A 23,204-nucleotide genomic window follows, 5' to 3' on the forward strand; every position below is an offset into this window, starting at 1 on the left:
CACCGCCCCTCGCGCGGTGAGCCCGCGCCACCACACCCCGAGCAGCACCACCGGCGACAGCGTCGAAGCCGCCACCACGAACACCACGCCGACGCTGGAACCGAGGCCCGCCGGCGCCGTGAGCAGCGCCACCGCCAGCGGCACCAGTGCACAGAGCACCGCAGACAGCCGGAACGACCGCACCGAACCGGAGAACACGTCCTGGCTGATCACCCCCGCGAGCGACACCACGAGACCGGCCGAAGTCGCGAGGAAAGCCGCGAAGGCCCCGGCGACGATCAGCGCGGTCAGCAGCTCGCCGAACGCCCCGGGGAACACCCGCGACGGCAGCAGCAGCACCACCGTGTCGGCGGTGCCGGGAACCGCGAGGTCGGGAGCGGCGATGCGCGCCAGCAGCCCCATCGTGCTCGACACCGCATAGAACGCGCTCACCATGCCGATCACGATGACGGTGGTGCGCCGCGCCGACACCCCGGTCGGGCTCGTGTAGAACCGCACCAGCACGTGTGGGAGCCCCATGGTGCCCAGCAGCAGCGCGATCAGCAGTGATGCCGTCTCGTAGGCGTCGAAACCCGAGGGCCCGGCTTCGACGGGAAAGACCAGCGCGGGATCGACGTCGTGCGGACCGCCGCTGAGGGCGAACGCGATGAACACCACCGGCACCAGGAGCGCCGTGAGCTTGAGCCAGTACTGGAACGCCTGCACATAGGTGATGGCCCGCATGCCGCCCGCGGCGACCGCCGCCGCCACGAGCACCGCGACGGTCACGGCCCCCACCCATTCCGGAAGGCCGGCCACGACGAGGAGCGTCAGCCCCGCTCCGTGCAGCTGCGGCACGATGTAGAGCCAGCCGATCACCAGCACCGCGATGCTGGTCACGCGCCGGGCCGACGTCGACTCCAGCCGCGCCTCGATGAAGTCGGGGATCGTGTAGGCGCCGCTGCGTCGGAGCGGCGCCGCCACGAACGCGAGCACCAGGAGGTAGCCGGCGGCGTACCCGATCGGGAACCAGAAGCCGCGGGCGCCGTCGAGCAGCACGAGACCCGACAGGCCGAGGAAGGTGCCCGCCGAGAGGTACTCGCCGCTGATCGCCGACGCGTTCCACACCGGCCGGACCGTGCGCGAGGCGACGAAGAAGTCCCCGGTCGTGCGCGAGATACGCAGGCCGTACACCCCGATCAGCAGCGTCGCGATGATGACGAGCGCGACGCCGATGAGGTCGAGCACCGCGTTCATTCGCGATCCCGCAGTGCCCGGTACCGTCGCTCGTTGCGGGCGGCCGTGCGCACGTACAGCACCGCGAACACGAGGATGATCGGATAGAACGCGTATGCCTGCAGCAGCCACGACAGCGGCAGCCCCCAGACCACGACCTGTCCGATCTCGGGGATGAGCGCGATCGTCAGGGTCAGCGCGATCACGACGACCACGAACCCGGCGACCGTCCCGAGCGCGAGGCGGAGCTGGCTGCGCATCAGGGCCCGGGCGTACACGGCGTCTGCTTCGTCCACGGGAGAGCCGGGCAGCGCGATGCCGCGCGTGAAGGTCGTCGGCCGCCTGTCCGGCAGGTCGGCCGTCACGCGCACGCGCTTCGGCTTCTCGGTCATCCCGTGCCCTCGCCCCGCAACAGCGCGTCGCGCACCGCGGGCACCAGTCGCCGGCTGACCGGAAGAGACACCGCACCGATGGAGACGACGGGCTCCGCACCCGAAAGCCGCGCCTCGGTCACAGCGGCCGCGCGCACGAGCGAGGAGCGATGGATGCGCAGGAATCCGGCCCCCGCCCATCGCGTCTCCAGCTCCGAGATCGGGATGCGCACCAGATGACCTGTGCCGTCGCCGGAGTGCAGCCGCGAATAGTCCCCCTGCGCCCGCACCCAGCGCACGTCGCTGCGCCGCACGAACCGCACCACGGATCCCACCGTGACCGGCAGCACCTCGTCGTCGCCGGATGCCACGGCGTCTCCACGCTCGACCACCCGGTCGACCGCCTGGCGCAGTCGTTCGAGGCGCACGGGCTTGAGCAGATAGTCGGCGGCACGCAGCTCGAACGCCTCCACCGCCTTGGCCTCGTCGGCGGTCACGAACACGACCGCCGGCGGCTCGGCGAGGGTCAGCAGCGACCGTGCGAGCTCCATCCCGGTCAGGCCCGGCATGTGGATGTCGAGGAAGGCGATCCGCACCGCCCGTTCCGACAGCAGCCGCAGCGCCTCCGCCCCCGACGTCGCCGTGAGGATCTCACCGACCCGGGTGTCGGTACGCAGCAGATGGACGAGTTCATCCCGCGCGGGTCTCTCGTCATCCGCGACGAGCACATCGATCGGAGGTGCACTGTTGGTCATGATCGTCAGTCGTTGTCCGGGTCGTGCTGCGGCTGAGATTTCGGGACCCGCATGCGCACCAGGGTACCGGCGCCGGTGTTCGTCTCGACCACCAGCCCTCCGTCCGCACCGTAGAGCTGGCGGAGCCGGGTGTCGACGTTGCGGAGCCCGACGTGGACGCCGTCGTCCCCCGCGGTGAGAGTTGCGCGCAGCGCCTCGGGGTCCATGCCCACGCCGTCGTCCTCGACCGTGATCTCGGTGTGGGTGCCGTCGTCGCGCGAGGCGATGCGGATCTCCCCTCCTCCTTCGCCCGGTTCGAGACCGTGACGGACGGCGTTCTCCACCAGGGGCTGCACCGAGAGGAACGGGATGACGGTCGCCAGGGTCTCCGGCGCGATCTGCAGCGTGACGCGCAGACGATCGCCGAAGCGTGCACGTTCGAGCTCGAGGTAGGAGTGGATGCTGCCGAGTTCCTCCGCGATCGTCGTGAACTCGCCCTGACGGCGGAACGAGTAGCGCGTGAAGTCGGCGAACTCGAGCACCAGCTCCCTGGCCCGCGCGGGGTCGGTGAGGATGAACGAGGCGATCGCCGTGAGGGCGTTGTAGATGAAGTGCGGAGAGATCTGCGCCCGCAGCGAGCGCAGCTCCGCCTCGGCCAGCTGCGTCCGGTGCGCATCGAGTCCGCCGAGCTCGACCTGGGCCGCACACCAGTCGGCGATCTCTTCCGCCGCCCGCACGAGCGCGGCCCTGACCGGTGCCGCGAACGCCACGACGACTCCGGCCACCCGGCCGTCGACGAGGATCGGAGCACCGACCGCCTCCAGGTCGTCCTCCCTGCCCTGCGCCGGGAACACCTGCCTCCGCCCCGAGGCCCCGACCTGGGCGGCGATGCGGCGGGCCGCGGATTCGAGTCCATCGGACGGACCGTCGAACGACACAGTGCCTTCCGCGCTCACGATCGCGACCGCCGCGCTGCCGAGCAGCACTCGCAGGTGACGCGCGGCTTTGACCACATCGGGATCCGAGAGCCCGGCGCGCAGATGCGGCGCCGCCAGGCTCGCCTGATGCAGTGCGGTGAGGGCGGCCTGTTCGGCGTCGCTTCCGAGGTCGGCGGCCCCGCGCGCGAGTCGGCGTGCGAGCAGGAGGAGCACCGAGAGGACGATGCCGCCGAGCACGCCGAGGATCGCTGCGAGAACGACGTCGGTCATGGTCCCAGCCTAGGTACCGGCGTGGCTGCGCTCAGCAGCAGCGGGCACCGGGGTTGCGATCCTGGTCGTCCATCCGCTGCCGCCAGAACTGCCGTTCGGTCAGCGGCTCCTCCTCCGGATGCTGCCGACGCTGATGGGCGACGTAGGTCGCATAGGCGGTGTCGCCCATCAGGGTCGTCATGTACCACCGGATGCCGCGACCAGCCCGCGCCACGGCGCTGAGCAGCGTCCGTAGGAGGGAGGTCGCGGCATCCGTCCGACTCATGGTGTCGGCCATCTCAGGGGGATCGACATCAGTGAGTCGACGCCTTGCGCTCGTCGGCGAGGATCGGCTCCCACTGCTTCTCGAGTTCACGCTCCTCGGCACTCGGCAGGAATCCGGCCGGCGCGAAGCGACGCGAGGCCACGGGCGTGTCCTCGGTGTTCTCGCCGCCGCCGTTGCGGATGGCCCTGATCGTGACGATCACAGCGGTCACCATCACGATGATCGCCAGGGTCACGAAGATGATCGACAGCGTGCCCTGCACGGCGGTGTTGCGGATGACCGCGTCGAGCACCTGCGGCTCGCCGAGCGAGGTGTCTCCGCTGTCGCGGGCCGCGACGTAGCGGAAGTGGTTCGCCCAGTAGCCGATGGCCGGCACCGGAGAGGCGATCTTGTAGAGCGACGCCGTGATGGTCACGACCGCGGTGAACGCCAGCGGCAGGGCGATGATCCACAACCACTTGAAGTAGCTGCGGCCGCGCTTGGCGACGATGGCCAGCACCACGGCGAGCGCGATCGCGGCGAGCAGCTGGTTGGCGATGCCGAACAGCGGGAAGAAGGTGTTGATGCCGCCGAGCGGGTCGGTCACGCCGAGGATGAGGATCGCACCCCATCCGGCCACCATGATCGCCGTGCAGATCCAGACGCCGGGACGCCACGAGACGTCGCGGAACTTGGGGAACCAGGCGCCGATGGAGTCCTGCAGCATGAAGCGGGCGACGCGGGTGCCGGCATCCACCGCGGTGAGGATGAACAGCGCCTCGAACATGATCGCGAAGTGGTACCAGAACGCCATGAGCGCCTGGCCACCGAGAGCCTGCTGCATGATGTGCGCGAGACCGAGCGCGAGAGTGGGTGCGCCACCGGTGCGGGACACGATCGACTCCTCGCCAACCGCGGCCGCCGTGCCGGTGAGCATCTCGGGTGTGAGGTTCACCCCCGTCAGCCCCAGCGAGTTCACGAAGGCGACGGCCCCTTCGACCGTGCCGCCTGTCGCCGCCGTCGGTGCGTTCATCGCGAAGTAGATGCCCTGGTCGATCGAGATCGCGGCGACGAGGGCCATGATCGCGACGAACGACTCCATGAGCATGCCGCCGTAGCCGATGAAGCGCGTCTGGCGCTCCTTCTCGATGAGCTTCGGGGTCGTTCCGGAGGCGATCAGCGCATGGAACCCGGAGAGCGCCCCGCACGCGATCGTCACGAACAGGAAGGGGAAGAGCGGACCGGCGAACACCGGGCCCATGCCGTTCTCGCCGAAGATGCTGACCGCGGGGACCGTGATCTCGGGGCGCACCAGCACGATGGCTCCGGCGAGCATGACGATCACGCCGATCTTCATGAAGGTCGACAGGTAGTCGCGCGGGGCGAGCAGCAGCCAGACCGGGAGCACGGCGGCGATGAAGCCGTAGACGATGATGCCCCAGGCGATGGTGGTGCGGTCGAGGTGGAAGATCGCCTGACCCCACTCGGTGCCGGCGACCCAGCCGCCGCCGATGATCGCCGCCATCAGCAGGGCGAAGCCGATGATCGAGACCTCGGTGACCTTGCCGGGTCGGAGATAACGCAGGTACACGCCCATGAAGAGGGCGATCGGGATGGTCATGGCGACCGAGAAGACGCCCCAGGGGCTCTCGCCCAGCGCGTTGACGACGACGAGGGCGAGGATGGCGACGATGATCAGCATGATCAGCAGCGAGGCGATGATCGCCGCGGTGCCGCCGATCTTGCCGAGCTCCTGGCGGGCCATCTGCCCGATCGTGCGGCCGCCGCGGCGCATCGAGAAGAAGAGCACCGTGTAGTCCTGCACGGCGCCGGCGAGCACGACGCCGACGATGATCCAGATCGTGCCGGGCAGGTACCCCATCTGCGCGGCGAGCACGGGTCCGACGAGCGGGCCGGCGCCGGCGATGGCGGCGAAGTGGTGACCGTAGAGCACACGGCGGTCGGTGGGGACGTAGTCCTTGCCGTCCTGCTTGACCTCGGCGGGAGTCGCCCTGCGGTCATCGGGCCGGGTGATGTACTTCTCGATCACCTTGGAGTAGAACCGGTAGCCGATCAGGTACGTGCAGACCGCCGCGAACACGAACCAGATCGCATTGACGGTCTCTCCGCGCACGATCGCGAGCATGGTCCAGGCGACGGCACCCAGCAGGGCGATCGCGGCCCACAGGATGATCTTCGGCAGGGTCCAGCGGTTCGCCTTCTCGTGGTGCTCTTCGGTGAGGGCGACGGAGGGGAGTTTCGGATCGGTGACGATCACGGGCTCGTCGTCGACGAGTCCGGCGCCGTCGCGGCGGCGCGACGAAGATGCGGTCATGGGGGTCTCCTCGGGATACGCGACGTTGCGTTCCCCCACGTTACGAAGACGACGCCGTCGGAGGGAGCCGAGGGAGCAGGTGCTGCGACGAGCGGCGCCGATCGCGCGATGAACGGATGCGCCCGCGCAGCACGGCACCCCGTGGTCGTTCGACCACGGGGTGCCGTCCTGTCGTGCTTCCGTATTACTCCCGCTTCTCCCCTCGCGGTGCGGGAGTCGCCGGCGCCGACGTCTGCGGTGCGGGAGTCGCCGGCGCGGTCGTCTCCGGAGCCGGGGTCTCCGGCGCGGGAGTCTCGGGCGCCGGAGTCTCGGGTGCCGGAGTCTCGGGAGCCGGGGTCTCGGGCGCCGGGGTCTCCGGAGCCTTCGCCTGCGGCACGTCGACCGTCAGCACGGTGCGGACATCCGACTCGCCGTACTGCACGACCCCGAGGTAGCGGGTGCCGGCGGCCAGGCCGGTCCAGCTGAGGTCGTACGACGTCTGCGTGCCGCGGACCGCGGCGAGCGGGTTCGGCGTGGCTGTCAGGTCTCCCTCGCCGTCGGGCAGCACGTTGGCGTAGGTCATGTCCCACGTCATCGGGCCCGTCGTCGAGTAGATGTTGGCCACCACGAGGTACGTACCCGCCGTCGGCGACGGGATCGTGACCTGCTCATCCGCCGAGCCGGTCGCCGAACGCCAGCGCTGGTAGTACTGCAGGTCGTCCGGGCTCACCACGCGGTACACGGTGAGGTCGAGATCGCTGCCCTTGTCATCGGACGAGTCGAGGTCGAACCGCGAGAGCGTCGCACCCTCCGGCACGTTCACGATCCACGACACGTCCTTGTTCGCATCACCCGACTTCTCGTCACCCGAGTGACCCTCGACCGGGTTGTCCGCATCGGCGAGCATCTCGAACGGAGTCAGACCCGAGAGCCCGAGCGCCAGATCTCCGGTGAGACCGGGGGTGATGTCCACCGACGTACTGCCGTCGACACCACTGCCCGTGACCTCGGCCGGAGCATCAGCCGTGACCGGGAACAGCGCGATCGGAGAGCGCACCGAGTTCTTCGCACTCGTCCAGGTCAGCGAACCCGTGGCCCACTGCTCCACCGGAGCGCTCGCGTTGTCGAACGTGACCGTGAAGGTCTTCGTCTGACCGGGGCGATCGAACTTCAGCTGCTGCGGCGTGACCTTGATGTTCACTCCCGGCACGGAGGCCTTGGCGGTGAACGTGCCCTTCTCGGTCGAGGTGACCGTGCGGGTGACGGTCTGCGCGCTGGTCAGCGAGCCGATCGAGATCGACGCCTGGTTCAGATCGCTGCCGTCGATGGGATCGATGCCGGGGAAGTCCGACAGCCCCTTCCCGTCGAGGAACGCCGCCCAGTCCTTCACACCGTTGAGGTAGAGCAGACCCGGGTTCAGGTACCGCTTCGGATCGACCTGACCCGCACCCTGCTCGAACGGGTTCGTGTTCTTCGATCCGTCGGGCAGCACCGTGTCGTAGGCGGTGGTCATCATCGCCGACTTGATCTCGGCGGGCGTCGCCTTCGGGCGCTCACCGAGGTACAGGGCCGCGAGACCCGCGACGTGCGGCGAGGCCATGGACGTGCCCGAGAGGATGCCGAAGGTCGGCTTCTCGCCCGGAGCGTTCTCGGTCGCCGCGAGGATCGCGACGCCGGGAGCCGCGATGTCCGGCTTCATCACGTCGCTGCCGTCTGCCAGCATCGGGCCGCGGCTCGAGAAGCCTGCGATCTGCGGCGTCGGGGTGGTGACGCCCGTGGTGTTCTCCCCGACGAGCGTGATCGGACGGTCCACGCCGCCCTGCACGTACCCGAGCACCGCGGCTCGGTGCACCGCGTTCAGGTGCACGGTCGGCACCGCGTGGAAGTCGTTGTCGAGCGAGTCGGCGCCACCGGGGACGTTCACGAGGACCATGCCCATGCCTCCGGCATCCTTCACGACCTGCGACTTCTCGGCGCGGGCGTTGCCGCCACGGTCGCAGACCACTATGTGTCCGGCGACCTTGGCCGGATCGAGGGTGCCCGGCAGGCAGAGCTGCGGATCCTTCGCTCCCGCTGCGGCGGCATCCACCGCGGCGATGGACGGGCCGGTGACCTTCTGTCCAAACGGCACGCTCACCGAGGCTCCGGCCTGCGCGAACCCGTCGAACTGCACGGTGCCCTCCCAGGTGGGGATGGTCGAGGCGGCGACGGTCGTGTACCAGGGAGATGCGTGGTCGGCCGTGACCGGGTCGGGGCCGTCGTTGCCGGCACTGGTCGCGACGAAGACGCCGGCTGCGGCGGCGTTGAAGAACGCGAGGTCCTCCGGAGCCATCACGGTGCTGGCGGCACCGCCGCCGATGGAGTAGTTGATCACGTCGACGCCGTCGGCGACAGCCTGATCGATCGCGGCGATGAGGTCGCTCTGCGCGCAGATGTCATCGTCCTTGGTCGACGTGTCGGGGCCGACGTAGCAGGCCTTGTAGGCCGAGATCTTCGCGGCCGGCGCGACTCCCGAGACCGTCCCGAAATCGACGTTCTCGATGTTGGCCTTGACCTTGAAGTTGCCCGCGGCGGTGCTCGCGGTGTGCGAGCCGTGGCCGTCGCCGTCACGCGGCGAGAGGTAGTCGTACTGGAAGTCGAACCCGGCGGCCTCGGCCCCGGCGTAGAAGTACTGTCCGCCGATGAGCTTCGAGGAGTAGTCGCTCTTGTCCCAGTCCTGGCCCTCGACCATCGCGGCCTGGAACTGGCCGCCGTCGGACTTGTCGAAGTAGACGTAGGTGCCGTCGGTGTAGGGCTGGCCACCCTTGTTGCGGTTGTGCTGCTGCTTCTGCTTCTTGATCTTCTTGCCTTCGAAGGAGGGGTGCTCGGGGGCGATGCCGGTGTCGATCACACCGACGACGACGCCTTCTCCGGCCTTCTCGACTCCTCCGGTCTGCTGCCACACGCCGCCACGGCCCTTGCGGTCGTCGCCGAGCCCGAGGTAGTCGGTCGAGGTCTGCGCATCAGGGTGGCGGATCTCGTCGGGGTAGACACCGAGCACGTCCTTCGAGGCACGGAGCGCATCGACCTGTTCGCCGCTGAGGTCGGCGCTGAACCCGTTCAGCACCACCTGATACGTCGTGTCGGGGGTCACTCCGATGTCGCTGACGAGGTCGGTCTGCTCGGTCTGGAGGTGCTCGACGTAGCGCTGCGAATCCTGCGACTGCGTCTCGAGCTGCTCGCCTTCAGCGGGCTTGGTAGCCTTCAGCCCCTTCACGTCGCCCTCATAGGTGGCGAGCGGATCCGACTTCATCACGACGATGTAATGTCCGGGGGTGCCTGCGACGGGGACGGGGTGCGTCACCTCCTCCGTCGCGGCGTAGCCGGTGGTTGCTGTCGATGCGATGAACAGCGTGGCCAGGGTGGCGGCCGCTGCCATCCGGAGGGGTGTTCGACCCATGTGGTGCTCCCGATGATCACGGTGCAACCGCGTTGCTGCACCGCGGCCAACATAGTCCCGCCCTCAGCGATCGACGCGAGATCTGGTCGATCGACCAGTCGGCATTCGCCGATCGACCAGGGTTATCCACGGCCGCCCTCCCGATAGGTCGACAGTAAGCTGGAGAGGTGGCCCGTACCTCCGTCCTGTCGACCCGAGTACTGCTCGTCTGCGCGGCGATCGGCGTCGCGACGGGCATCCTCGCAGGCATCGCCGGATGGGTGACACCGGTGCTGCTGGCGAGTCCCCTGCTGTTCCTCTACGGACTGGTGCTCGGATCGCACGTGCTGCCGGGCATCATCGCGCAGGAGGTGCTGCGCCTTCCGCTCGTCGCACTGATCACTCATGTGTTCGCCGCGCTGATCGCGAGCGCCTTCAACCCGGCCTGGGCACTGCGCTTCATCGGCACCGCGCTGCTGTTCGGTCTGATCCAGGAGGGGGTGGCCGCCCTCACCCGATATCGCTCCTGGGGGCCGTGGCGGTTCTTCATCTCGGCAGCGATCATCGGGATATTCGTGGCCGTCGTGGTGTTCTTCGCCGCCCACCTCGCGGTCATGCCCCTGTGGGCGCAGATCCTCTACCTCGCGATCTCGGTGCTCGGACCGATCGCGTGGACCGCGGTCGGCCTCGCGATCGGTTCCGCGCTCAGTCGCGCGGGCGTCGCCCGCCGATAGTCACTCCTCCCAGCCGCCGGGCGATGGCACCCGAGGTCGAGCTCACGAAGGCCTCGAGCGGACCGCGACGCTTCAGCGCGGCCAAGATCGCGCCGATGAGCACCGCACCCAGGATGTGGATGCCGAGGATCGCGGGGCCGAGGTACCACCAGGGGATCTCCGCGACCGCGTCCATCTGACCGGTGGATGTCAGCGCGACGGTCGTGGCCGCTGCCGCCAGGACGTGGACGGTGTAGACGGTGAGCGGGGCGGCTCCTGCTGCCCGGATCGGCTCCAGCGCGCGAAGCGCAGCCGCCGGGAGAGCACGCGCGAGGAACAGCATGGCCGCGATGATGAAGAGGGCGATGCCGACACCGCGAAGGATGTCGAGGGTGGTTCCGGTGTGGGGGGTCTGCAGCACGAGCGCCCACCACTGCGGGGAGAGCGGTGCGCCGAACCCGGAGGATCCGACCAGGCTCTCGACCGCCGCGGCGGCCTCCGGCGGCATCGTCGCGATCACCGCCGCACGACCGAAGAGGCCGTAGACGAGGGCGCTGACCGAGATGGCGAGCACAGCGAGGACGACCCCCAGCCCGGCCGTCCAGGCGAGGAACCGGGGCTCGGATGCGCTCCGGCGTGCGCCGATCAGCAGTTTCGCCGCGGCCATGCCGACGAGCACGTAGACGATCCAGGTGATGACCGGATAGGTCCCGGTGACGAAGATCGCACGCAGGAGCACCAGCGGCTCGCCCCACTGCGACCAGTCCACGCCACCGCCCTCCCCCATGACGCCGAGCACCTGTCGCAGGTTGGCGTTGGCGATGGGCCCGATCACCGCCAGGACACCGGCGACGATGAGCAGCCATTTCGGGCTGGTCTTCAGGAACGGGATGCTGCACAGCATCGCGACACCGAAGTAGACCAGGACCACCACGATGCTGCCGGGGGCCAGGGCGAGCGTCGCCCCGATCAGGATCACGAGAACACCCCGCACGGCCATCGCCCACCGCGCCGCAGCGACGTGACCGCGCTCCAGGTAGGAGCGGGTCGCGAGGACGACACTGATCCCGCCCACGACCGCGAACAGGGTCGACGCATTCCCATCGACGATGGTCGATAGCCAGGGAATGTGGCCGGGCATGCCGAGGGGCGGAAGGAGATGCGCGCAGAACATGCCGACGATCGCCAGGAAACGGGCGAAGTCGATGCCGATCATGCGGCCGAGCTCTCCCCGAGGCCGAGTCTCACTCCCGCGATGCGCGGGAACCCGTCGCGCTCGTCGACCGATCTCCTGCGGCTTCGCGACCGCGATCGTGTTCGTGTCTTCTGGCACGCTTCCCCCTCGTTGCTTTTGCGACGGACAGTAATGCCGCCCCTTCGACGATGCCTCGTCTGCATCCGCCGCGCGTCCCTCCTCCGGATGATCGATGTCATCCGGAGGAGGGCTCCTGCACGCATGGAGAATCAGGTAAGGCTCAGCTAAGTTAGAAGCGTACGATCCGCCGACCCGGGACTTCGCCGTGCGCCCATCCGCGCCCCTGCTCCGCGTGCGTGACCTCTCCCTCACCCACGCCGATGCGGCGCACCCCTCGCCGCGCGACGTGACGTTCGACATCGACGCCGGAGAGGTCGTGCTCCTGCTCGGTCCCTCCGGTTCCGGCAAGTCGACGCTCACCCTCGCGCTCAACGGACTGATCCCCCACGCCCTCCCCGCGACGCTGGTCGGCACCGTCGAAGCCGGGGGCATCGACACCGCCAGCGCGCAGACGGCCACGCTGAGCACACACGTCGCGATGGTCTTCCAGGATCCCGATGCGCAGATCGTCACCGGCAGCGTCTACGACGAGGTCGCGTTCGGCCCGGAGAACCTGCGGCTTCCGCTCGACGTGGTCGAAAGTCGCGTCGAGGAGGCACTGCGTCGGGTCGGACTCTGGGAACGGCGCGACGAGAACCCCGACCACCTCTCCGGCGGCGGAAGGCAGCGACTCGCGATCGCCGGAGCCCTGGCGATGGGCTCTCCTCTCATCGTGCTCGACGAGCCGACGGCGAACCTCGATCCCCAGGGCATCGACGACGTGTACGCCGCCCTCTCGGAGGTCGTCGCGACCGGCGACCGCGCGATCCTGCTCGTGGAGCACAACCTCGACGCGGCGATGGCTTTCGTCACGCGCGCGATCGTGCTCGACGGCGACGGCCGGGTCGCCTTCGACGGCCCGGCCGCCGAGGTCATCCGCGACCACGCGGAGGAGCTGGTCCGGATGGGAGTGTGGCTTCCCGCTGCCACCCTGGCGGCACTCCGCCTTCGGGAACGGGGATTCTCGCTCGCCCCCCTGCCGCTGTCGCCGCAGGAGCTCGCCGCAGCGCTCGATCGTGAGAACGTCTCGCCCTCCACCCCTCGCCGCGCAGCCGACGAGATCTCTCCACCCTCCGGCGAGGCGACGGCACGTGTCGAGCCGATCATCCGCACTCGCGGGCTGACCGTGCGCCGACGCCGCACCGAGATCCTGCACGGGATCGATCTCGATCTCGAACCCGGCAGCCTCACGGCGATCGTCGGTGCGAACGGCGCGGGCAAGACGACGCTGATCCAGGCGCTCGCAGGGGTCGTGCCACCGCCTCGTGGCCAGGTTTCCGTCGACGGGATCGATCCGGGCACTGCATCGCCGCGCGACCTCGCCGCCCGCATCGGGTTCGTCTTCCAGAATCCCGAGCACCAGTTCATCGCCCCCACGGTGTTCGACGAGCTGGCCCACGGACCGCGGCTGCGGCACGTATCGGATGACGAGATCTCTACCAGGGTCGGCGAGATGCTGGCCCGCTTCGGCCTCGAGCACAAGGCGGGCGTGCATCCGTTCCTGCTCTCCGGCGGGGAGAAGCGAAGACTGTCGGTGGGGACCGCCCTGATCACCCGCCCTCGGGTGCTGGCGCTCGACGAGCCCACGTTCGGACAGGATCGCGCCAGAGCCGCCGAGCTGCTCGACCTGCTGCAGAGCCTGCGCGCTGAGGGCACGACCATCGTGATCGTCACGCACGACCTGCAGCTCGTGGCCGAGCACACCAGTCATGTGGTGGTCCTCGCCGACGGGCGCGTGCGTGCGGCCGGTCCGACTGCGACCCTGCTGCGGGACGAGCAGCTGTTCGCCGACGCGGGGCTGCGCCTGCCCCCACTGCAGCGCGTGCTGGCCTCGGCCGGGCTCGGGGTGACGGCGTGACCGCGACGAGCTTCGATCCGTACGCACGTATCACGCCGACGTCGCGGCGGCAGTTCCTGTATGCGTTGAATCCGCTCGCGAAGGTCGCCGGGTTCGCGCCGGCGATGGTCCTGCTCGTGTTCGTGCGCGACCTGGCGACGCCTGCCGCTTTCCTGGTTCTCGCCTACGCGCTGATCCTGGTCGGGGCGCGTCTCACGGTTCGGCTCCTCGCTCTCCTGCTGCTCGGGCTCCCGGCCGGCATGCTGCTGGTGGGCATCGGGTTCTCCGTGTGGGTCGACTCCGGACTCGTCGCGGGCAGTTCCCCCGTCTTGCGGATCGGCGACTGGACCCTCTACAGCGGAGCGCTCCTGATCGGCTTCGCGACGGCGCTGAGGCTCGGATCGATCGTCGCTCTCGCGCTTGTCGGCGGGCTCACGACCAGTGGACCCGACCTCGTGCGCGCCAGTGTGCAGCAGCTGCGGGTGCCGTACCGGATCGGCTACACGGCACTGGCAGCGTTCCGGTTCGTGCCGCGGTTCGGGCATGAGCTCGCCGTGATCCGGGCGGCCCACCGGGTGCGCGGTTACCACGGCGGACGCGGACCGTTCGCCCGCATCGCCCGCGGGTGGGGCTACATCGTGCCGCTTCTCGCCGGCGCGATCCGTCACGCCGAGCGGGTGGCGCTGGCGATGGACTCGCGCGCGTTCGGTGCGCATCCCACCCGCACCGAGCGGCACCTCATCCCGTTCCGCACGCGCGACACCGTCTTCACCATCGCGACCCTGCTGGCATCCGCGGCCATCTTCGTCGCCTTCTTCCCCTGGCAGCTTCCCTGAAAGGCACCCGATGGCGTTCAGCAAGATGGTCAAGCCCGAGTCGACCGAGCTCATCCACCTGGTGGTGCTGCGTACGGAACGCCTGTCGTCGCACTGGATCAGGGTGACGCTCGGCGGCGGCGAGATCGAGAAGTTCCGCCCGATGGGGTTCGACCAGTGGTTCCGGCTGTTCCTGCCCATCGGCGGCGACGCGGGCCTCGACCGGGTGCCGGCGAAGGCCAACAAGATGTTCGGCTACCTGAAGTTCCTGCGCATCCCCGACGGCGAACGTCCGGTGATGCGCAACTACAGCGTGCGGGCATATCGAGCGGCCACGGCCGACGCCGGCGCCGAGATCGACGTGGACTTCGTCCTGCACGGCTCGGCGGCCGACGGAACGGCCGGTCCGGCGTCACGGTGGGCCGAGACCTGCCGGCCGGGCGAGCATGTGCTGATCATCGACGAGGGCCTCACGTTCAATCCGCAGCGCGGAACGGATCGTGTCGTGCTGGTCGGCGATGAGACCGCCCTGCCCGCGATCTCCTCGATCTGCGCCTCGCTGCCGGTCGACGCCGTCGGCACCGCGATCGTCGAGACGCCGAGCGAAGAGGATGCTCTGGAGTTCGCCCGTCCCGCCGGCATCGAGGTGGTGTGGATCGTGCGCCCGCACGATGTCGCCCCCGGCTCCCTCGCGCTGGAGACGCTCGGCCGCACCGCGCTGCCGGAAGCCCCGTTCCATGCGTACGCGGCGGGTGAGCAGGCGCTCGCATCGGGTGCCCGCAAACACCTCGTCGGCGAGCGCGGGGTGGACAAGAACGCCGTGAGCTTCTGCGGATACTGGAAGATCGGTGCGGCCTCCCCCGCGTCGAAGGCCGCCCGCGAAGCTGCCGCGGAGCCCCTGGCGTGAGCGCGGATGCCGCGGGCCGGACGCCCCGCACCGGCGGACGGTTCCGCTTCCCTACCGCCATCCTGCTGACCTGCGCGGCACTCGGCGTGGCCGGCGGACTGCTGCTCGCCCCCGCCAACTGGGTGTCGACGATCCTCTTCCCCGGGCTGCCGTTCGTGAGCGTCGCACTGGCCGGGCTCTGGCTGCTGCCCTCGGTGATCGCCCTCCGACTGCTGCGTCGGCCGTTGGTGGGTCTGCTCGTCGGCCTGCTCGCCGGTCTCGTGATCGTGCCGTTCTCCGGCTACGGGTTCGGCAGCGTAGCGACCAATCTCTGGTGGGCCGCGTTCACCGAGCTCCCATTCCTCTTCGTGCTCTGGCGGTACTGGGGAACCTGGATGCACTACGTCGGTGCGGTGGTCGTCGGCCTCGTGTATCCGGCCCTGGCCTGGTACTCGTTCAACCTCGGTGACTTCACGCTCCCGGTGCAGGTGCTGTTCTTCGTCATCACGATGGCCAGCTGCGTCGGTGCGACCGCTCTGGGCATCCTGATCGCCGACCGCCTGCGCAGGGCGGGAGTCGGTGCGACCGGTCTCGGCAGGGCCGGAGTCCACAAGCACCGCTGAACCTCGCGAGCGCAGCCGCCCACGTCACGCATCGACGTCATCACTCGCAGCGGCGTCGTCAGGCGGGCGTTGAGTCGTCAGGCGGCGATGTCGAGCATGTGCGTCCGCCGAGCCTCGGGGTTCGCGCGGTCCCGGTCGCGGTCCCGGTCGCGGTCGGCATCCCGAGAACACCGAGCGACGCCCGGCGGTGCCGGAGAGCGTCACTGCACGTCGGCGAACAGCCCCATGATCTCCGGACCCATCTCGACCTGACTCAGCACGATCCCGAAGGAGCCGTCGGGATCGACCCAGAAGTCCGTCCCCTGCCCGCCCGACCAGCCGTAGCGACCCGCGTTCTCTCCCTCGGTCTGCACCGCGACGCCGAACCCCCAGCCCGTGCCCTCCCAGAATCCCGGGAAGAAGCTGTCGTCGGTCTTCGCGCTCGACGGCACCTGGTCGGTGCGCATCAGCGCAAGCAGTTCGGGGTCGATGATGACGTTGCCGTCATGCCGTCCCCCTGCGGCGAGCATCCCCGCGAAAGCCGCATAGTCGGCCGCGGTCGACACGAGCTCCGAATGACTGAGGTCGAACGGAGCAGGCGCGACGGAGAAGCCCCCGGCGGCGGGCTCGATCTCGACCAGTGTCCCGCCATCGTGGCGATACGCGGCGGGCAGCCGGTACGCCTCGTCGAGGGGCACCGCGTAGCCGGTGCCGACCATGCCCAGCGGGGCGAAGAGGTCGCGTCGCAGATGATCTTCCAACGAACCGTCGACCACCCGCGAAAGCAGGATCCCGAGGATCCCGAAGGAGTGGTGGTAACGCCATCCGGTGCCGGGTTCGAAGGCCAGTGGGAGCATGGCAAGCGCGTCCAGCCACTCCTGAGCGCCCATCGCGACCGGTTCCTGCCCTGCGGCCGTCCGGTTCCCGATCATCGCCTCCGCCAGCGGCGACGGCACGACCTGCACGCCGTATCCGGAGGTGTTCGTGAGCAGGTGCCGCAGCCTGATCGGCGTCGTCGCGGGCACGACGTCGTCGAGCGGGGCGTCCGGAGCGCGCAGCACCCGGCGATCGGCGAGCTCAGGCAGCCACCGCTCCACAGGGTCATCGAGCCGGAGGCGCCCCTCCTGCACGAGCCTCAGCGCCGCGACCGCGAGGATCGGCTTCGTCATCGACTGGATGCGGACGATCGCATCCGCCGGGAGATCGCCGGCCGTGACGATCTCGATGGCCCCGCCAGGAGCGCCGAGCACGCCGATGATCCCCGGAGCGGTGCCCCGCGCGACGTGGTCTTCCAGGATCTGCCGGAACAAGGTCGTCATGCCCTCGATTCAACCCGGCGGCAGCACCCCGTGTCCACGCCTCGACGACGATCCGGCCGAGACGGGAAGAGGCCCCGGACGTCGCATCCGGGGCCTCTGCAGGATCACGATCTCAGCGCTTGCCGACGATCTGACGGCCCACGAGATCGCGCATGATCTCGTTCGTGCCGCCGTAGATGCGGTGCACCCGGGCGTCGGTGAAGGCGCGCGCGATCGGGTACTCCATGATGTAGCCGTAGCCGCCGTGCAGCTGGACACCGGTGTCGAGCACCTCCCACTCGCGCTCGGTCGCCCAGAACTTGACCTTCGCCGCATCCTCCGCGGTGAGCTTGTTGTCCTTGTAGGAGAGCAGCGCGCGGTCGATGTACGCCCACATCGCATCGGTGGTCGCAGACATGTCGGCGAGCCGGAAGCGGGTGTTCTGGAAGTCGGCGATGCGCTCACCGAACGCCTCGCGATCCTTCGTGTACGCGATGGTCCAGTCGAGGGCGGCCTGTGCGGCTGCGGCCGCGGCGACGCCGATCGAGAGACGCTCGAGCGGCAGGTTCAGCATCAGCTGGATGAAGCCCTGGCCCTCCTTGCCGCTGATGAGGTTCTCGTCGGGGACGAACACGTCGGTGAAGCTGAGCTCGGCCGTGTCCCAGCCGTGGAAACCCATCTTGCTGAGCTTCTTGCCCTGGTCGAAGCCCTCCATGCCCTTCTCCACGAGCAGCAGGCTGAACGCGTCGGGACGGTTGCCCTCACCGGTCTTGACGAACGTGACGACCACGTCGGCCGTCGTGCCCGAGGAGATGAACGTCTTCGCACCGTTGAGGATGTAGCCGCCGTCGACCTTCTTGGCGTTGGTCTTGATGCCACGCAGATCCGAACCCGCACCCGGGTCGGTCATGGCGAGTGCGCCGAGCACCTCACCCGTGGCCATGCGAGGCAGCCACTTCTCCTTCTGCTCCTGCGTCCCCATGTGCACGAGGTAGGGCACGGCCAGGTCGTCCTGGATGCCGAAGGCTCCCGCCAGCGAACCGGCACCTGCGGCGATGACCTCTTCCATGACGATCGTGCGGAAGCGGTAGTCCTGCAGCATCCCGGCGCCACCGAACTCCTCGGGGACCGACAGGCCGATCAGACCCGCTTCGCCGGCGGCGCGCATGGTCCCCCGGTCGATCTCACCCGCGGCATCCCACCGCTCGATCGCCTCGTTGGTCACGTGGCGCTTGACGAAGTCCTTGACCAGGTCCCGGAAAGCCTCGTGATCCTCGTCGTAGATGTCGCGTTCCATGCCGTCCTCCTGAACGTCTCATGCATCGTTGCTTCGGTGATTCTATGTCGCAGAGGGGACGCGGGACAGGACGTTGTGAGAATGCATCCCATAAATCGTGACACTGGGTACCGCGCTTGTCGGATGCCGCAACCGGGGCTCCAGCCCCCGATTCAGTGCGCGTAATCCGGCGCGGCAGGAAGGCCGAAGAACTCTTCGAGCGTGTGGAATCCGCCCTCGTGATAGGCCGCGGCGAGGTCGACTCCGACGTAGCGGAGGTGCCACGGCTCCGGCGCATACCCCGTCACGGGGGTGCCGACCTGCTCATAACGCACGATGAAGCCGTATTCCCAGGCATGAGCGGCGACCCAGTCGCTCTGCGCGGTCGCTCCGAAGCCGTCGAGGCCCCCGCACCCCGTGCCGCATGCGACCACGTCGAGTGCGAGACCCGTCTGGTGCTCGCTGTGACCGGGGCGCGCCGAGCCCGCATCCGCCTCGGCCTGTCCCTGTGATCGCACATGGGATCCGTACGTCGTCACCTGCAGTCCGTAGGAACGGTAGCCGTTGTTCGCGCCGATGCGTCCCACGCCCGCGGCTGCAGCGGCATCCGCCATCCGACCGACCGCCGCGGCCACGTCGGAGCGCACGCGCCCCGAGGGTGTCGTCATCTGCAGCGGCACGGAGTCGAGATTCGCCGGCTCGTACTCGGGCGGGTTCAGCGGCAGCGACTTGTTCACCACGACCCAGAGGCGCGCAGGATCGGTGAGCGAGACGCACGGAGCGTTCCCCGCGACGACCGCCTCGCGGAAGGCAGCACCGCCGCCGAAGCCCGCGATCGCCGCCGCATCGTCGCCGCTCGCGATCGCCTGCTGCACCGAAGGCTCGGCACAGGGGTCGGCTGCGGTCGTCGCGGCCACCCTGACCGGCGGAACCTGCATGACCGCGACCGGCACCGGCATCGGGTCGGCACCCGAGGGCGACACCGGTCCGGAACCGATCGAGAGCAGGATGCCGATGGCAGTGAGGGCGACGCCGATCGGCAATGCGGGCCCACGGATCGGGGACCGCGGAGCCGCATGCTGAGCGTGCGGCAGGAAGGGCATTGATCCATCTTCTCATTCGAAGATATGTTGCAGACTGTCTTGCGATAACTTCGTCTTTCTGTTCGAATGGTCGAATGAGGTGGCAGGGACAGAAGCTCGGAGAGACGGACGCGGCGGCGCTGCCCGGCCTCGAAGACCGCTCGAGTGTGCTGCGCTCGGTGATCACCCCCGAGTTCGCCGGCATGACGTTCCACGAGGTGCTGTCGAAGTCTGCTCTCAACCACGTCCCCGGTGCCTCGCGCATGCCGTTCGCGTGGACGATCAACCCCTACCGCGGATGCTCGCATGCCTGCGTCTACTGCTTCGCCCGCGGCACGCACGAGTACCTCGACCTCGACGGCGGGGCCGACTTCGACTCGCAGATCGTGGTGAAGGTGAACGTCGTCGAGGTGCTCGCACGAGAGCTGCGCAAAGGCAGCTGGGAGCACGAGACCGTGGCCCTGGGCACGAACACTGATCCGTATCAGCGCGCCGAGGGGCGATACAAGCTCATGCCCGGCATCATCGAGACGCTCGCGGCATCCGGCACCCCGATATCGATCCTGACCAAGGGCACGCTGATCCGCCGTGACATCCCCCTGCTCGCGAAAGCCGCCGAGCGCGTGCCGATCGACGTGCAGATGTCGATCGCGATGTACGACGACGACCTGCAGAAGGCGATCGAGCCCGGAGCCCCGACCACGCAGGCCCGGCTCGACACCGTGCGGGCTCTGGCCGACGCCGGGTTCCCCGTGACCGTGTTCCTCATGCCGATCATGCCGCACATGACCGATTCGCTCGCCGCGATCGACAGTGCCCTCGTGCGCATCAAGGAGGCGGGGGCGCGTAGCGTCATCTACGGCGCCCTGCATCTGCGACCGGGCGTCAAGCCGTGGTTCTTCCAATGGCTCGACACTCATCGTCCCGACCTCGTCTCGTCGTACCGGGGGCTGTATCCCGGGGCTTCCGCCGAGGCGCCCAAGGGATACCGGCAGTGGCTCGCCAAGCGCACCCGTCCGCTCATCCGCATGCACGGACTGGACGGCCGCCACGAAGACGACTACCCCCGGCGCGGGCTCCGACCGGGACAGGGCCATGTGCAGACGAGTGCTGCCGCCGCGACCGCGGTGCGGTTCACCCCCAGCGCCCGAGCCGAGGCAGCGCCCGCGCAGCCGATGCTCTTCTGACCCCGCGGTCGGGCGCGCATCCCGCAGCCGCGTAGGCTCGAGGATCATGGCGATCGGTTCGACAGTCCACACATTCGAGGTGCAGCTCGCTGACACCGATCGCGGAGTCTACGAGGACTACTCGTTGCGCGTGGCCCGGCATCCGTCCGAGACCGATGCGTACATGCTCACACGCGTGCTGGCCTACGGGCTCGAGTTCGCCGAAGGCATCGCATTCGGCGGCAGCATCTCCTCGACGGAAGAGCCCGCAGTGCTCGTGCGCGACCTCACCGGCCTCGTCACCGTCTGGGTCGAGATCGGGGCGCCCGACGCCGAGCGGCTGCACTACGGCAGCAGGCTCGCCGAGCGCACCGTGGTGTACACCCATCGCGACCCCGCCAAGGTGATGGCGCCGTGGACCGACAAGCGCATCCACCGCCGCGAGGACATCCGCCTCCACAGCTTCGACCCCGGATTCGTCGAGACCGCGTCTACCCTGATCGAGCGCCGCAACACCATGACCCTCACCGTGACCGAGAGCGTGATCTATCTCGACCTCAACGGCACGAACCTGACCTCCGCCGTGCACGTGCACGAGCTGTCCTGACCGACGCTCCGCGCCGCCGCGCGCGATGAGACCGCACTCGTCGCTGCCCGTCAGGCCGATCCGTTCGGAGTGAATGGACTCGCGGGACCGTGGTGACGGCGGGTATCGGGGTCGACCCAGTTGCCCGACCCGGTCATCCGGTGCCAGCGCTTGTGGAACGCGAGATCGGTACCTTCGGCTTCGACGACAGCGGCACCGCACAAATCGCAGATACGCAGCATGACGATGTCACCGTCGGCGGTCGTGATCGAGAATGATTCCGCCGGGAATACGACGCCCATCGTGCTCTCCTCTCGCGCCCGCACCGACCGTCGAGGTCAGGTTCCGAGACCCTCTCAGGGTAGCTTCGCGCGACCCGGGCCGACACCGCGACACCATCCACCGTCATCATCCCGTGGAAGGCGTCATCTCGGCACGGAACCTCGGAGCGCTCGCTTCCGAACGTTCACAACTCCGGAGAGACGACGCCGAAGGGCCCCGGGAACGTGCTTCCCGGGGCCCTTCTGCAGGATCGTCCTCGTTGTGCGCGGTCGCAGCCGGCGACCGACCGAGTCAGGAGGTGAGGTCTGCCGCGGTCGGAACGCGACCGGCGATCTCCTCGATCACGTCGTCGTCGAGACGGGCGTTCTCGAACGGCGCATCGATCTCGGCGCGCTCGAGCAGCTCACTCATGCGGCGCTGACGCTGACGCGTGATCAGCGTGACGACTCGACCTGCGCGGCCGGCACGACCCGTACGGCCCGAGCGGTGCAGGTAGGTCTTGTACTCGTCGGGCGCATCGGCCTGGACGACCAGATCGATATCGTCGACGTGGATGCCGCGGGCGGCGACATCCGTGGCGACGAGCACGCTCACGCGCCCCGACGTCAGACGCTCGAGGTTGCGCGTGCGCTTGGCCTGGTTCAGGTCACCGTGCAGTGAGACGGCCGGGATGCCGGCGTCGTCGAACTGCTCCGCGAGCATGTCGGCGTAGGCGCGGGTACGGGCGAACACCAACGTCTTGCCGTCGCGGTCGACGAGCGACGTGAGGATGTCGGCCTTGTCGCGGTGCTCGATCACGAGCACGCGGTGCTCGATCGTGCTGGAGTCCTGGTCTTCACCTGCGACCTCGTACACGGCCGGGTCGACGAGGAACTCGTCGACGAGTGCGGCGACCTCACGGTCGAGCGTGGCCGAGAACAGCAGCTTCTGGCTGCCGTCGGCGGTGTGACGCAGGATGCGCTGCACCGGTTCGACGAAGCCGAGCTCGCACATGTGGTCGGCCTCATCGAGCACCGCGATGCGGCAGTCCGAGAGGTCGAGCTTGCCCTGGTTGATGAGGTCCTCGACACGACCGGGGGTGCCGATCACGATGTCGACGCCCTTCTTGAGCGCGCCCACCTGACGCCCCTGCGGCACGCCACCGTAGATCTGCGTGGTGAACAGCCCGACGCTGCGGGCGATCGGCTGGATGGTGCGGTCGATCTGCAGCGCGAGCTCACGCGTCGGAGCGAGGATGATCGCGCGCGGCGACCGCCCGAACTCACGGCGCTTGCCGGCCTGCGACTGCAGCACGCGCTCGACGAGCGGCGCGCCGAAGGCGATGGTCTTGCCGGAGCCGGTACGGCCGCGGGCGAGCACGTCGCGCCCGGCGAGGACGGCGGGGATGCTGGCCGCCTGGATCGGGAACGGCGTGGCCGCGCCCATACCGACGAGGGTCTCGACGATGTTCGATCCGAGACCGAGGTCGCCGAAGGTCACACCGTCGACCTCGACCGCCGCGACGGACTTCGCCTCGAGGCGCTCGTGCACGACGTCATCGCCCGGCGTGAACTTCGCTCCGGTCGATGCAGGACGGCTGGTGGCGTTCCAGTCGTTGCGGCTCGGTCGCTCGTTGCGGGCCGGACGCCCACGGGTGTCCGAGGTCAGCGGGCGCGGGCGCTCGGTGCGGTACGCGCCACCGGTCGACGGACGCGAACGCTCGTCGCGGCCGCCCTCGTACGAACGCTGTGTGCGGTCACGGTCGAAAGCGCGACGCGCCCGGTCGGCGTCGTATGAACGCTCGGGGCGCTCGGTGCCGCGATC

At 69.0% G+C, this 23,204-nt stretch carries 20 protein-coding genes; 7 read left to right on the forward strand and 13 right to left on the reverse strand.

What is annotated here, in order from left to right:
- The 7 genes from B2869_RS14600 to B2869_RS14630 all read right to left on the reverse strand — a co-directional run.
- Nucleotides 1-1,236: cation acetate symporter (locus B2869_RS14600; RefSeq protein ID WP_292768059.1), on the reverse strand; the 1,236-nt coding region annotated here is incomplete at its 3' end.
- Entirely contained in the window at nucleotides 1,233-1,607 is a 375-nt protein-coding gene (locus tag B2869_RS14605; protein ID WP_292768063.1) for a heavy metal transporter, read from the reverse strand. The genes B2869_RS14605 and B2869_RS14600, both read right to left, overlap by 4 nt.
- The gene (locus B2869_RS14610) at nucleotides 1,604-2,341 is read right to left on the reverse strand and encodes a LytR/AlgR family response regulator transcription factor (RefSeq protein ID WP_292768066.1); all 738 of its coding nucleotides are present in this window, start codon (nucleotides 2,339-2,341) and stop codon (nucleotides 1,604-1,606) included. Before B2869_RS14610 ends, B2869_RS14605 begins: the two co-directional genes overlap by 4 nt.
- A gap of 5 nt (nucleotides 2,342-2,346) precedes the next feature.
- Nucleotides 2,347-3,528 (reverse strand): sensor histidine kinase, encoded by a 1,182-nt coding sequence (locus B2869_RS14615; RefSeq protein WP_292768068.1) that lies wholly within the window; start codon nucleotides 3,526-3,528, stop codon nucleotides 2,347-2,349.
- A gap of 31 nt (nucleotides 3,529-3,559) precedes the next feature.
- Nucleotides 3,560-3,805 (reverse strand): YbdD/YjiX family protein, encoded by a 246-nt coding sequence (locus tag B2869_RS14620; protein WP_292768070.1) that lies wholly within the window; start codon nucleotides 3,803-3,805, stop codon nucleotides 3,560-3,562.
- Nucleotides 3,806-3,821: 16 nt separating this feature from the next.
- Nucleotides 3,822-6,107: a carbon starvation CstA family protein gene (locus B2869_RS14625; RefSeq protein WP_292768072.1), complete on the reverse strand. Its 2,286-nt coding sequence runs from the start codon at nucleotides 6,105-6,107 to the stop codon at nucleotides 3,822-3,824.
- Between the two features lie 184 nt (nucleotides 6,108-6,291).
- Nucleotides 6,292-9,525, reverse strand: a complete 3,234-nt coding sequence (locus B2869_RS14630) for a S8 family serine peptidase (RefSeq protein ID WP_292768074.1) — start codon at nucleotides 9,523-9,525, stop codon at nucleotides 6,292-6,294.
- 167 nt (nucleotides 9,526-9,692) lie between these two features.
- Between B2869_RS14630 and B2869_RS14635 the strand changes: the two genes are divergently transcribed.
- Nucleotides 9,693-10,238 carry an ECF transporter S component gene (locus B2869_RS14635; RefSeq protein WP_167254823.1) on the forward strand — a complete coding sequence of 182 codons (546 nt, stop codon included), beginning with the start codon at nucleotides 9,693-9,695 and terminating at the stop codon, nucleotides 10,236-10,238.
- Here the strand turns inward: B2869_RS14635 and B2869_RS14640 are convergent.
- Nucleotides 10,210-11,550 (reverse strand): heparan-alpha-glucosaminide N-acetyltransferase domain-containing protein, encoded by a 1,341-nt coding sequence (locus B2869_RS14640; RefSeq protein ID WP_292768076.1) that lies wholly within the window; start codon nucleotides 11,548-11,550, stop codon nucleotides 10,210-10,212. The two genes, B2869_RS14635 and B2869_RS14640, sit on opposite strands and share 29 nt — an antisense overlap.
- Nucleotides 11,551-11,737: 187 nt before the next feature.
- Here B2869_RS14640 and B2869_RS14645 point away from each other — a divergent pair, with 187 nt between their 5' ends.
- From B2869_RS14645 to B2869_RS14660, 4 genes are read left to right on the forward strand one after another with little or no spacing between them, the layout of a single operon-like run.
- Nucleotides 11,738-13,429: an ABC transporter ATP-binding protein gene (locus tag B2869_RS14645; protein ID WP_292768078.1), complete on the forward strand. Its 1,692-nt coding sequence runs from the start codon at nucleotides 11,738-11,740 to the stop codon at nucleotides 13,427-13,429.
- On the forward strand, nucleotides 13,426-14,244 hold the full coding sequence (locus tag B2869_RS14650) for an energy-coupling factor transporter transmembrane component T (protein ID WP_292768080.1): 819 nt from the start codon (nucleotides 13,426-13,428) through the stop codon (nucleotides 14,242-14,244). The genes B2869_RS14645 and B2869_RS14650 overlap by 4 nt, the downstream gene beginning before the upstream one ends.
- Nucleotides 14,245-14,254: 10 nt before the next feature.
- Nucleotides 14,255-15,130, forward strand: a complete 876-nt coding sequence (locus B2869_RS14655; protein ID WP_292768082.1) for a siderophore-interacting protein — start codon at nucleotides 14,255-14,257, stop codon at nucleotides 15,128-15,130.
- Nucleotides 15,127-15,732, forward strand: a complete 606-nt coding sequence (locus B2869_RS14660) for an ECF transporter S component (RefSeq protein ID WP_292768084.1) — start codon at nucleotides 15,127-15,129, stop codon at nucleotides 15,730-15,732. The genes B2869_RS14655 and B2869_RS14660 overlap by 4 nt, the downstream gene beginning before the upstream one ends.
- Before the next feature lie 200 nt (nucleotides 15,733-15,932).
- Here B2869_RS14660 and B2869_RS14665 read toward each other — a convergent pair whose 3' ends face one another.
- The 3 genes from B2869_RS14665 to B2869_RS14675 form a co-directional block, all read right to left on the reverse strand.
- The gene (locus B2869_RS14665) at nucleotides 15,933-17,030 is read right to left on the reverse strand and encodes a serine hydrolase domain-containing protein (protein ID WP_292768086.1); all 1,098 of its coding nucleotides are present in this window, start codon (nucleotides 17,028-17,030) and stop codon (nucleotides 15,933-15,935) included.
- 112 nt (nucleotides 17,031-17,142) lie between these two features.
- Nucleotides 17,143-18,306: an acyl-CoA dehydrogenase family protein gene (locus B2869_RS14670; protein ID WP_292768089.1), complete on the reverse strand. Its 1,164-nt coding sequence runs from the start codon at nucleotides 18,304-18,306 to the stop codon at nucleotides 17,143-17,145.
- Between the two features lie 152 nt (nucleotides 18,307-18,458).
- The gene (locus tag B2869_RS14675; protein WP_029259837.1) at nucleotides 18,459-19,388 is read right to left on the reverse strand and encodes a M15 family metallopeptidase; all 930 of its coding nucleotides are present in this window, start codon (nucleotides 19,386-19,388) and stop codon (nucleotides 18,459-18,461) included.
- Between the two features lie 74 nt (nucleotides 19,389-19,462).
- Between B2869_RS14675 and B2869_RS14680 the strand changes: the two genes are divergently transcribed.
- Together B2869_RS14680 and B2869_RS14685 are read left to right on the forward strand one after the other, a co-directional pair.
- A complete protein-coding gene (locus B2869_RS14680; RefSeq protein WP_292768093.1) occupies nucleotides 19,463-20,554 on the forward strand; it encodes an Rv2578c family radical SAM protein in 1,092 nt (363 codons plus the stop codon).
- 46 nt (nucleotides 20,555-20,600) lie between these two features.
- Nucleotides 20,601-21,140, forward strand: coding sequence for a YaeQ family protein (locus B2869_RS14685; protein ID WP_292768096.1), 540 nt, complete (start codon nucleotides 20,601-20,603; stop codon nucleotides 21,138-21,140).
- A gap of 50 nt (nucleotides 21,141-21,190) precedes the next feature.
- Here B2869_RS14685 and B2869_RS14690 read toward each other — a convergent pair whose 3' ends face one another.
- Nucleotides 21,191-21,421, reverse strand: coding sequence for a histidine ammonia-lyase (locus B2869_RS14690; protein ID WP_292768098.1), 231 nt, complete (start codon nucleotides 21,419-21,421; stop codon nucleotides 21,191-21,193).
- 271 nt (nucleotides 21,422-21,692) lie between these two features.
- On the reverse strand, nucleotides 21,693-23,204 hold a 1,512-nt coding region (locus tag B2869_RS14695; RefSeq protein WP_292768101.1), incomplete at its 5' end, for a DEAD/DEAH box helicase.

It is taken from the genome of Microbacterium sp. UBA3486 (assembly GCF_002377845.1).
Taxonomy (GTDB): domain Bacteria; phylum Actinomycetota; class Actinomycetes; order Actinomycetales; family Microbacteriaceae; genus Microbacterium; species Microbacterium maritypicum_A.